Here is a 10,930-nt window from a genome sequence, read left to right as displayed (position 1 = left end):
TTCTTATGATTGGTGTCCACATTTCTGAACGCATCTCACCCTAAGGAGCCGATCAGACCCGGTCAAGCGCGCGTACGGCGACACGGAAGGGGACTTGTCGACTCGGCGCACCCCTTGACGAGGCGCGCGAGAGATCCTTAGCGTGTCCACGCATGTGAATAACGTCCACGCATACGGCCGTGAGATCCAAGGAGACCCCGGGATGCCCGCACCGCGCACCGTCCTGCTCACCGGCGCCGCCGGTGGCCTCGGCACCCTGATGCGGGACCTGCTCCCCGACTACGGCTACCACCTGCGCCTGCTCGACCTGCGCCCGATCGAGGGCGAGCCGGACGCGATCGTCGCGGACCTCGCCGACAAGGACGCCGTCCGGGAGGCCGTACGGGGCGTCGACGCGATCATCCACCTCGCGGGCATCTCCCTGGAAGCCCCCTTCGAGAAGATCCTCAAGGCGAACATCGAGGGGACGTACCACGTCTACGAGGCCGCCCGCGAGGAGGGCGTCGACCGGATCGTGTTCGCCTCCTCCAACCACGCGGTCGGCTTCACCCCCCGCCCCCAGGGCGACACGCCTCTCGATCCCGGTGCGTTGATCCCCGTCGACACCCCGCGCCGCCCGGACACCTTCTACGGCCTGTCCAAGTCCTTCGGCGAGGACCTGGCGCAGTTCTACTGGGACAAGCACGGCCTGGAGACGGTGTCGGTGCGCATCGGCTCCTGCTTCCCGGAGCCGACCAGCGTGCGCATGCTGTCGGTGTGGATGAGCCCAGCCGACGGCGCGCGCCTCTTCCACGCGGCCCTGACCGCCGAGAACGTCGGCCACACCGTCGTCCACGGCTCCTCCGCCAACACCCGGCTGTGGTGGGACCTCTCCACCGCCCGCGCGCTCGGCTACGAGCCGCAGGACGACTCCGAGCCCTACGCCGAGAAGCTGATCGCCGAGCAGGGCGAACTCGACCCTGACAACATCGCGCACGCCTACCTCGGCGGCCACTTCGTCAGCGACCCGCCGATCTGGCCGTACTGACACCGCCGAACGGCGGAAAACGATCGTTCGCGGGGCGGGCGGGCACCGAACGGGCCCGCCCGCCGCCGCGTTCGGGCACCGCCCCTGCCCGATCCCACGCCTCCCCACGCAGCCGCGCAGGTCCGAGGCGGGCACTCCACCCGGCGAACGGGCACACCCGGGCAGTATCGGGCCCGCAACAGGCCTGGTCAGCGCCGCGCACCCGCTGTACAACTTCTCCCACGGGCCGCACCGGGCCCGAACGGGCACAACGGCGCGGAGGCGGGTGACCACGATGACAGCGAACATCCCGAGGACGGCGGAAGAGCGCCAGCGGGAGATCGTGCGGGTCGCCCGCGCCACCGGCTCGGTCGACGTCACCACGCTCGCCGCCGACCTGGGCGTGGCCAAGGAGACCGTACGCCGGGATCTGCGGGCCCTGGAGGACCACGGCCTGGTCCGCCGCACCCACGGCGGCGCCTACCCCGTGGAGAGCGCCGGCTTCGAGACGACGCTCGCCTTCCGCGCCACCAGCCACGTCCCCGAGAAGCGCCGGATCGCGGCCGCCGCGGCCGAGCTGCTCGGGGACGCCGAGACCGTCTTCGTCGACGAGGGCTTCACCCCGCAGCTCATCGCCGAGGCGCTGCCCGCGGACCGGCCGCTGACCGTGGTCACCGCGTCCCTGCCCGTCGCGGGCGCACTGGCCGGGAAGGGGAACGTCTCCGTGCTCCTGCTCGGCGGCCGGGTCCGCTCCGGCACGCTGGCGACCGTCGACCACTGGACGACGAAGATGCTGGCCGGCTTCGTCGTCGACCTCGCCTACATCGGCGCCAACGGGATCTCCCGTGGGCACGGCCTCACCACCCCCGACCCCGCGGTCAGCGAGGTCAAGGCGCAGGCGATCCGCGCCGCGCGGCGCACGGTCTTCGCGGGCGTGCACACCAAGTTCGGCGCGGTCAGCTTCTGCCGGTTCGCGGAGATCGGCGCGCTGGAGGCGATCGTCACGAGCACGCTGCTGCCCTCGGCCGAGGCCCACCGCTACTCGCTGATGGGACCGCAGGTCATCCGCGTCTGACAGTCCAACCCACCTCCCTCGGGGGCGTTTCCCTACCCCATCACGCCCCTTATCTCCCCATACGTCCAGGAGCGATCCATGCGAACCCAGAGCCGACGACGGCCACCGCGAGCCACGCTCGCCATGGCCGCCGCAGGGACGCTGCTCGCCCCGCTGCTCTCCGGCTGCTGGGCCGGGGCGGGCGGAGCCGGATCGGGCGGAAACTCGATCAACGTCCTGATGGTCAACAACCCCCAGATGACCGAACTGCAGAAACTCACCGCCGCCCACTTCACCAAGGACACCGGCATCAAGGTGAACTTCACCGTCCTGCCGGAGAACGACGTCCGCGACAAGATCAGCCAGGACTTCGCCAACCAGGCGGGCCAGTACGACGTGGCGACCCTCTCCAACTACGAGATACCGATCTACGCCCGCAACGGCTGGCTGCACGAGATGGACTCCTACGTCGGCGAGGACCCGGCCTACGACGAGCAGGACGTCCTCAAGCCGATGCGGGAGTCCCTCACCGGCGACGACGGCAAGCTCTACGGCCAGCCCTTCTACGGCGAGTCCTCCTTCCTCATGTACCGCAAGGACGTCTTCGCCGCGAAGGGCCTGACGATGCCCGCGCACCCCACCTGGACCCAGGTGGCCGACCTCGCCGCGAAGGCCGACGGCGCCGAACCTGGCATGAAGGGCATCTGCCTGCGCGGCCTGCCGGGCTGGGGAGAGGTGATGGCCCCGCTCACCACCGTCGTGAACACCTTCGGCGGCACCTGGTTCGACCAGGACTGGAAGGCCCGGCTGGACTCCCCCGAGTGGGAGAAGGCGACGAAGTTCTATGTCGACCTGGTCCGTGACCACGGCCAGTCGGGAGCGGCCCAGTCCGGCTTCGCCGAGTGCCTGAACAACATGACCCAGGGCAAGGTCGCCATGTGGTACGACGCCACCTCCGCCGCCGGCTCCCTGGAGGCGGCCGGCTCCCCCGTCAAGGGCAAGGTCGGTTACGCCCCCGCGCCCGTCGAGAGGACCGACTCCTCGGGCTGGCTCTACACCTGGGCCTGGGGCATCCAGAAGGCGTCCCGCAACGCCGACAAGGCCTGGCGGTTCGTCTCCTGGGCCTCGAGCAGGCAGTACGAGGAGCTGGTCGGCGAGGAGATCGGCTGGTCCAACGTCCCGGCCGGCAAGCGGGCGTCGACCTACCGGAACGCGGCGTACCGCGCGGAGGCGGCCGCCTTCCAGGAGATGACGAAGGAGGCCATCGAGGCCGCCCGCCCGAACGACCCCGGCGTCCAGCCGCGCCCCGCGCCCGGCATCCAGTTCGTCGGCATCCCCGAGTTCACCGACCTCGGCACCAAGGTCTCCCAGGAGATCAGCGCGGCCATCGCCGGACGCCAGTCCGTCGAGTCGGCCCTGAGGAAGTCCCAGCAGCTCGCCGAGCGGATATCCGAGGAGTACGAGGGACGATGACCGCCACCACGACGGCCCCCGCGGCCACCGCCCCCGTGCGCTCCGCACGGCAGCCCTCCGCCCGGCTGCGGGCCTGGGCCACCCGCGCCCCGCTGCTCCCCGCCCTGATCTTCATGATCACCGTGACCCAGCTGCCGTTCGTGGCCACGCTGGTGATCTCCTTCTTCGACTGGAACGCCCTCTACCCCGACGCCCGCCGCTTCACCGGCCTCGACAACTACCGCCAGGTCCTGACCGACGCGGACCTGCGCCACTCGGTCTGGACGACCGTGCTGCTCACGGCGGCGGTGGTGCTGGCGAGCCTGGTCCTGGGTCTGCTCCTCGCCCTGCTGCTGGACCGGAGGTTCCGGGGCAGGGGCGTGGTCCGCACCCTGCTGATCGCCCCCTTCCTCGTGGTGCCGGTGGCAGCGGCCCTGCTCTGGAAGCACGTCCTCTACAACCCCGAATACGGCCTGCTCAACGGCCTGCTGCATTATGTGGGCGGCCCCCAGCCGGACTGGATCTCCAACACCCCGCTCCTGGCGGTCGAGGCGTCCCTGGTCTGGCAGTGGACCCCGTTCATGATGCTGATCCTGCTGGCCGGCCTGCAGAGCCGCGACCAGCAGCAGATCGAGGCCGCCCGGGTCGACGGCGCGAGCGACTGGCAGATCTTCCGCCACCTGACGCTGCCGCACCTGCGCCGCTACCTCGAACTCGGCGCGCTGCTCGGCTCGATCTACATCGTCCAGAACTTCGACGCGGTCTTCACGATCACGTCCGGCGGCCTGGGCACCGCCAATCTGCCCTACACCGTCTACCAGAGCTTCTACCAGGCCCACGAGAACGGCCTCGCCTCCGCCGCGGGAGTCCTGGTGGTCATCGGCTCGATCGTCATCGCGACCTTCGCCCTGCGGGTCGTCTCGTCCCTGTTCCGCGAGGAGGTGTCCCGCGCATGAGCGCACCGACCGTACTCGCCCGCCGCAGGACCACCGGTCTGGGCCTGCTGGCCTGGCTGGCCGGCGTCGTCTTCTTCCTGCCCATCGCCTGGATGGCGCTGACGTCCTTCCACTCGGAGCAGGACGCGGCGACGAACCCGCCTTCCTTCACGGCGTCGCTGACCCTGGACGGCTACCGCGAGTTCTTCGGCGCGGGCGGCGGGGCGAGCCCCTGGCCGGCGCTCATCAACTCCACGGTGGCGTCGGTCGCGTCGACGCTGCTGGTGCTGCTGCTGGCGCTGCCCGCCGCGTACGCCCTGTCGATCAACCGCGTCCGGAAGTGGACGGACGTCCTGTTCTTCTTCCTGTCGACGAAGATGCTGCCGGTCGTGGCGGGTCTGCTGCCGATCTACCTGTTCGCGAAGAACGCGGACCTGCTCGACAACATCTGGCTGCTGGTCGTCCTCTACACCTCCATGAACCTGCCGATCGCGGTGTGGATGATGCAGTCGTTCCTGGCCGAGGTGCCGGTGGCGGTGATCGAGGCGGCGCGGGTGGACGGAGCACGGCTGCCGACGGTCCTGGCCCGCGTCGTCGCCCCGATCGCCCTGCCCGGCATCGCCGCGACGGCCCTGATCTGCTTCATCTTCAGCTGGAACGAACTGCTCTTCGCCCGGGTGCTCACGGGAGTGGTCGCCGAGACCGCCCCCGTCTTCCTGACCGGCTTCATCACCAGCCAGGGCCTGTTCCTGGCGAAGGTGTGCGCCGCGTCGCTCGTCATCTCCCTGCCGGTGCTCGCCGCGGGGTTCGCCGCCCAGGACAAGCTGGTCCAGGGCCTGTCGTTGGGAGCCGTGAAATGAAGGCCGCCGTCATCGAGTCCGTGGGCAAGGCCGTCGTCGCCGAGGTCCCGGACCCGGCGCCCGGGCCGCGCGAGGTCGTCGTCGAGGTCGCGGCGTGCGGACTGTGCGGGACCGACCTGCACATCCTCCAGGGGGAGTTCGCGCCCGAGCTGCCGATCGTGCCCGGGCACGAGTTCGCGGGCGAGGTGGTCGGGGTCGGCACCCGCGTCACGGAGCTGTCGGTGGGCGACAGGGTGGCGGTGGACCCGTCGTTGTACTGCCACGAGTGCCGCTACTGCCGCACCGGCCACAACAACCTCTGCGAACGGTGGGCGGCGATCGGCGTGACGACGCCCGGCGGCGCCGCCCGCTACGCGGTGGCTCCGGTAGCGAACTGCGTACGGCTCCCCGACCACGTCCGCACCGAGGACGCGGCACTGGTGGAACCGCTGTCGTGCGCGGTACGCGGCTACGACGTCCTCCGGTCCCGTCTGGGCGCCCACGTCCTGATCTACGGCTCGGGCACGATGGGACTGATGATGCTGGAACTCGCCAAGCGGACGGGCGCGGCGAGCGTCGACGTGGTGGACGTGAACCCGGCCCGGCTGGAGACGGCGGTCCGGCTGGGCGTCTCGGCGTCGGCGGCGAACGCGGACGAGCTGGACCGGCCGCAGGGCTGGGACGTGGTGGTGGACGCGACGGGCAACGCGGCGGCGATCCAGGACGGGCTGGGGCGGGTGGCGAAGGCCGGCACGTTCCTGCAGTTCGGAGTGGCCGACTACGCGACGCGGGTGACCATCGATCCGTACCGGATCTACAACCAGGAGATCACGATCACCGGGTCCATGGCCGTCCTGCACAGCTTCGAACGCGCGGCGGAGCTGTTCGCGAACGGTGTCCTCGATCCTGACGTCTTCATCAGCGACCGGGTGCCGCTGGAGCGCTATCCGCAGGCGCTGGAGCAGTTCGCGGCGGGCGTGGGCCGCAAGATCGTCGTGGTGCCGTAGGCACCCCGCCCCTACCCGATCCCACACCGGGGTCTCGACCCCTGAGCCCCCACCGGGGCCCAGCCCGTGGTGGGGCCTTAGGGGCTCGGCCGGTCGGGGGGGCGGGGGCGGAGCCCTCGGGGACGGGTCGGGAAGGGGGCGGCGGGGGCGAAAAAGCCGGGCGGCCGACACCGGCCCGCCGTACCGGGACGGTAAGGGAACGGCAAAACGCGCTCGCTCGTTCACCTGGCATGACAGCTATGACCCCCGGCTCGAACATCCCCCTCTCCGCCGCCCGCGTGACGGTGGACGTCGCCGCTCCGGTGCGGCTCGACGTATCGGGCCTGCTGCTCACCGCCGACGGCAAGGTGCGCTCCGACGACGACTTCATCTTCTACAACCAGCCGACCGGACCCGGCGTGACGTACCGCTCGGGCGGCGGCACCACGCCCGACGCGATCACGATCGACACGTCGGCCGTACCCCCCGGCATCGAGAAGATCGTCGTCACCGCCAGCCCGGACGCCGCCGGCCAGACCTTCCAGGGCATCGAACCGACGGCCACCCTCCGCAACGCGGACGACAACAGCGTCCTTGCCACGTTCACGCCCCCGCAGCTCGGCACCGAGACGGCCCTGGTGATCGTGGAGATCTACCTGCGCAACGGCGCCTGGAAGGCCCGCGCCGTCGGCCAGGGCTACGCCAACGGCCTGGCCGGCATCGCCACCGACTTCGGCGTCACGGTGGAGGAGCCCGCTCCGGCTGCCCCGCCCCAGCCGGCCGCCCCGCCGACGCCCACGATGCAGCCGCCGGTGACCCCTCCGGCGCCCCCGTTGTCCACCCCGGCCGCTCCCCCGGCCCCGCCGGCACCGCCCGCCGCGCCCGCACCGGGCGCCGGGAAGATCAATCTCGACAAGGGCCGCGTCAGCCTGCAGAAGAACCAGACCGTGTCCCTGATGAAGGGCGGCCGCCCGCTGCTCTCCCAGGTGAGGATGGGCCTCGGCTGGGAGCCGGCGTACCGCGGCCGGGACATCGACCTGGACGCCTCGGTCATCGCCTACGGCCCCCAGCGCAACCACATCGACAGCTGCTACTTCGGCAAGCTGTCGATCGTGAACGGCGCGATCAAGCACTCCGGCGACAACCTCACGGGCGAGGGCGGCGGCGACGACGAGGTGATCGCCGTCGACCTGGGCCGGCTCCCCCAGGACGTCACGGGCCTGGTCTTCACCGTCAACTCCTTCTCCGGCCAGAAGTTCACCGAGGTCGCCAAGGCGTACTGCCGGCTCCTGGACGGCACGACCGGCGAGGAGCTGGTCCGTTTCGACCTCACCAGCGCCGAGCCGCAGACGGGCGTGATGATGGCCAAGCTGATCCGTCAGTTCTCCGGCGAGTGGGAGATGACGGCGATGGGTCAGTTCGTGAAGGCGCGGACGGTGCGGAACATGGTGAAGCCGGCGGCCCAGGCGCTCTAGAGCGGCCGTACGACCTCCGAGGGCGCCCCGGCGAGGGGGGCGCCCGCCGCCGTCTCACCGGGCGGGCCGCAGCCCCTCGGTCAGCAGCGACACGTACCGCCGGACGCTGTCGCCGTCCCCGCTCGCCAGTTCCGCCGCCGTCGCCACTCCGTGCGCCAGCCGCAGCACATCGACCGGCTCCACGTCCGCCCGCAGCGTCCCCTCCCGCTGAGCCGCCCGGACCAGCCGGGTCGCCGCGTGCCGCACCTGCGTGCCGCAGGCGGTGACGGCCGCGACGCTGCCGTCGGTGACGGCCGACCCGAGCAGGGCCTTCATGCCGCGGACCTGGAGGGTGCCGACGCACAGCTCGTTCAGCCAGGCCACCAGCGCCTCGCCCGGCGGCAGCTCCTCTGCGAGTTCGCCGGCGCGCGCGGCGAGTGCGTCGACCCGGTCGACGTACGCCGCTTCCAGCAACGCCCGACGCGTGGGGAAGTGCCGGTACAGCGTCCCGGAGCCGACCCCCGCCCGCCTGGCGATGTCATCGAGGGACGCGCCCTCCCCGTGCTCGGCGAAGGCCTCCGCCGCCGCCTTCAGCAACCGCTCGTAGTTGCGGCGGGCGTCCGCGCGCATGGGCTTGACCCGCGCCATCCAGTCACTCCTCGCGAGCCGGGGACTCTCCGTATGGTACCGAGCGCGTTGCGGAGACGGTCCCCGGTCGCGGCCTGCACCGACCCGAGGTGATCGCCGGGGTCTCAGAACAGCGCGCTGTACGCGTTCAGCGCGGGCTGGCCGCCCAGGTGGGCGTAGAGCACGGTGGAGTCGCGGGCGATCTCGCCGCGGGCGACCAGGTCGACCAGCCCGGCCATCGACTTCCCCTCGTAGACCGGGTCGGTGACCATTCCCTCGGTCCGCGCGGCGAGCTTCATGGCCTCCAGCGTGGCCGCGTCGGGGACGCCGTAGACACCGGCGTGGTACCGCTCGTCCAGCTCGACGTCCGCCTCGGTGAGCTCCCGCCCGACACCGATGAGCCGGCCGGTGCGGTCGGCGATACGGGCGATCTGCGACCGGGTCTCGGCGGGCTTGGCGGAGGCGTCGACGCCGATCACCCGCCGGGGCCGCCCGCCCGCCTCCTCGAGCGCCGCGAACCCGGCGACCATGCCCGCCTGCGTCGACCCGGTCACCGAACAGACGATCACCGTGTCGAAGAAGACGCCCAGCTCCCGCTCCTGCTCGGCCACTTCGTACGCCCAGCCGGCGAAGCCCAGGCCGCCGAGCGGGTGGTCCGAGGCGCCCGCCGGGATGGCGTACGGCTTGCCACCCGACTCCTCGACCTCGCGCAGCGCCTGTTCCCAGCTCTCCTTGAACCCGATCCCGAACCCGGCCCTCACCAGCCGGACGTCGGCGCCGGCGAGCCGGCTGATCAGGATGTTGCCGACCTTGTCGTACACGGAGTCGGGCCACTCCACCCAACTCTCCTGCACCAGCACGCACTTGAGACCGGCTCGCGCGGCCACGGCGGCGACCTGCCGGGTGTGGTTGGACTGCACTCCGCCGATCGACACGAGCGTGTCGCAGCCCTGCGCGAGCGCGTCGGCGACCAGGTACTCCAGCTTGCGCGTCTTGTTCCCGCCGTACGCGACACCGGAGTTGCAGTCCTCGCGCTTGGCCCACAGGGAGGCGCCGCCGAGGTGGGCGGTGAGCCGTTCCAGCGGGTGCACGGGCGAGGGGCCGAAGAGGAGCGGATACCGCTCGTAGGAGGAGAGCGGCGTGGCCAGGGACATGGGGCCTCCCGGAGAGGGTCGGTCAGTCGTCGGAGTCGGCCAGGTCGGCCAAGGTGCGCCAGATCTCCGCCGTGACCCGGACCGCCTCGTCCACGTCACCGTCGGCGCACGCCTCGATCAGCCGGTCGTGCAGTCCGGCCGAGCGGCAGGTGCCGCCCTCGCCGAAGCGCCGTCGCTCCAGCCGCCGGATGAGAGGGGTGTAGCGGGCGACGGTGGCGGCGGCCGCCCGGTTGCCGCTGACCCGCACCAGGACGTCGTGCAGTTCGTCGTCGGCGCGCAGGGCGCCGTCCACGTCGCCGGTGCCCACGGCGGCGGCGAACCGCTCGTTGGCGGCGCGCATCGCCTCGACGTCCGCGGCGAACAGCCGGGGCACCGCGACCCGGGCGACCAGCTCGTGCATGGCCCCGACCACGGCCGCCGCGTCGCGTACGTCGGCGGCGACGACCGGGGTGACACGCGTGTAGCTCTGCGGCTTGCTCTCCAGCAGTCCTTCGTCCACGAGCCGCGAGAAGGCTTCCCGCACCGGCGCCCGCGACAGCCCGAGCCGCTCCGCGAGATCAGCGTCCCGCACCACCGCACCCGGCTCGATCTCACCGGTGACGATGGCGTCCCGGATGGCGGCGTACGCGCGCTCCCGGAGAAGGGTGCGGGGCACGGGTCGTAGGGGCTCCACAACTGAAATGTTAGATGTCAGTCAGGTGACGGACAAGGGGCCCGCACTCGGCACCCTCGTACGGACGTACGCGGTGGAGTGCGGGCCCCTGCGGGCCCGCCAGCCGAGCAGGCCGGCCGTCCAGGCCGGGTCGCTGACGGCGAGCTCGCGGACGAGCTCCACGAAGCGGTCGTCGCGGTCGGCGCCGGACTCGTGGAAGGTCTGCTGGGAGACGAAATGGGCGACCGCGAGCAGGAACAGCTCGGACCGGGCGTCGCGCTCGTGGCCCCGGCCGCCGAGAGCGGTGTGGAGCGCACGGCCCGTGGTCCTCACGGGCGAGACGGGCCGTGCCTTCGCGGTACGCGTGTTGAAGCGCGCCATTGCTGAATTCCCCCGAGTCGAGTCGGTTTCGGAGGGAGGCGCAGCAAAAGGAGGGTGCCCGAGGTCGAATTCGACTGCGGTTGCTGATAACTGGCGCGTCTTCCGTTCCGCCACACCGACCCGAAGTCGATGACGGGATTCGAACCCGCACAAGGGGTTTCCCTCACCAGTGCCGAAGTATCCGCTGCCTGCGCACCGGGCACCCACCTTGAGCTGCGCCTCCCGAGATCAAGTCGGCGGCGGCATGGGATTCTTTTGAGAGAAGAAGTAGCCGCAGCCTGCGCACCGGGAGGTGCATGAAGTTGTGGTGTCCAGAGTTCAGGTCGGCGGAACCGACATCAGGTGCTCTGGCCCCTGAGCTACACCGGCGCGTTGTACCGGTGGCGGGAC

The 10,930-nt window shown here is 71.3% G+C and carries 10 protein-coding genes and 1 pseudogene; 7 read left to right on the top strand and 4 right to left on the bottom strand.

All coding sequences use genetic code 11. From position 1 onward, the window contains the following. The first annotated feature begins 202 nt into the window (after positions 1-202). The 7 genes from ACIHAR_RS22225 (at position 203) to ACIHAR_RS22195 (ending at position 7,747) form a co-directional block, all read left to right on the top strand. Positions 203-1,027, top strand: coding sequence for an NAD(P)-dependent oxidoreductase (locus ACIHAR_RS22225; protein WP_365462690.1), 825 nt, complete (start codon positions 203-205; stop codon positions 1,025-1,027). A 274-nt stretch (positions 1,028-1,301) separates the two neighbouring features. Next, complete coding sequence (locus ACIHAR_RS22220) at positions 1,302-2,081, top strand: DeoR/GlpR family DNA-binding transcription regulator (protein WP_365462692.1); 780 nt, start codon at positions 1,302-1,304, stop codon at positions 2,079-2,081. Positions 2,082-2,159: 78 nt separating this feature from the next. Next, complete coding sequence (locus ACIHAR_RS22215; RefSeq protein ID WP_365462694.1) at positions 2,160-3,533, top strand: sugar ABC transporter substrate-binding protein; 1,374 nt, start codon at positions 2,160-2,162, stop codon at positions 3,531-3,533. Next, the gene (locus tag ACIHAR_RS22210; RefSeq protein ID WP_400021232.1) at positions 3,530-4,468 is read left to right on the top strand and encodes a carbohydrate ABC transporter permease; all 939 of its coding nucleotides are present in this window, start codon (positions 3,530-3,532) and stop codon (positions 4,466-4,468) included. The genes ACIHAR_RS22215 and ACIHAR_RS22210 overlap by 4 nt, the downstream gene beginning before the upstream one ends. After that, a complete protein-coding gene (locus ACIHAR_RS22205) occupies positions 4,465-5,307 on the top strand; it encodes a carbohydrate ABC transporter permease (protein ID WP_400021230.1) in 843 nt (280 codons plus the stop codon). Before ACIHAR_RS22210 ends, ACIHAR_RS22205 begins: the two co-directional genes overlap by 4 nt. Continuing rightward, a complete protein-coding gene (locus ACIHAR_RS22200; protein ID WP_365462700.1) occupies positions 5,304-6,293 on the top strand; it encodes a zinc-dependent alcohol dehydrogenase family protein in 990 nt (329 codons plus the stop codon). The genes ACIHAR_RS22205 and ACIHAR_RS22200 overlap by 4 nt, the downstream gene beginning before the upstream one ends. 239 nt (positions 6,294-6,532) lie before the next feature. Beyond that, positions 6,533-7,747, top strand: coding sequence for a TerD family protein (locus ACIHAR_RS22195; protein WP_400021228.1), 1,215 nt, complete (start codon positions 6,533-6,535; stop codon positions 7,745-7,747). A 54-nt stretch (positions 7,748-7,801) separates the two neighbouring features. On the opposite strand, the gene ACIHAR_RS22190 is transcribed toward ACIHAR_RS22195, so the two are convergent. The 4 genes and pseudogenes from ACIHAR_RS22190 to ACIHAR_RS22175 all read right to left on the bottom strand — a co-directional run. Continuing rightward, positions 7,802-8,374, bottom strand: coding sequence for a helix-turn-helix domain-containing protein (locus ACIHAR_RS22190; RefSeq protein WP_365462704.1), 573 nt, complete (start codon positions 8,372-8,374; stop codon positions 7,802-7,804). A gap of 104 nt (positions 8,375-8,478) precedes the next feature. Continuing rightward, a complete protein-coding gene (locus ACIHAR_RS22185) occupies positions 8,479-9,507 on the bottom strand; it encodes a 1-aminocyclopropane-1-carboxylate deaminase (protein ID WP_400021225.1) in 1,029 nt (342 codons plus the stop codon). Between the two features lie 22 nt (positions 9,508-9,529). Continuing rightward, positions 9,530-10,180 carry a GntR family transcriptional regulator gene (locus ACIHAR_RS22180; RefSeq protein ID WP_365462708.1) on the bottom strand — a complete coding sequence of 217 codons (651 nt, stop codon included), beginning with the start codon at positions 10,178-10,180 and terminating at the stop codon, positions 9,530-9,532. A 63-nt stretch (positions 10,181-10,243) separates the two neighbouring features. After that, positions 10,244-10,540 (bottom strand): annotated as a pseudogene (locus ACIHAR_RS22175) (TROVE domain-containing protein); the annotation flags it as partial. Positions 10,541-10,930 lie beyond the last annotated feature (390 nt).

Source organism: Streptomyces sp. NPDC052016, assembly GCF_044548445.1.
Classification (GTDB): Bacteria; Actinomycetota; Actinomycetes; order Streptomycetales; family Streptomycetaceae; genus Streptomyces.
The sequence above is the reverse complement of the archived record's forward strand: the minus strand, read 5'-3'. Positions and strand labels throughout refer to the sequence as shown.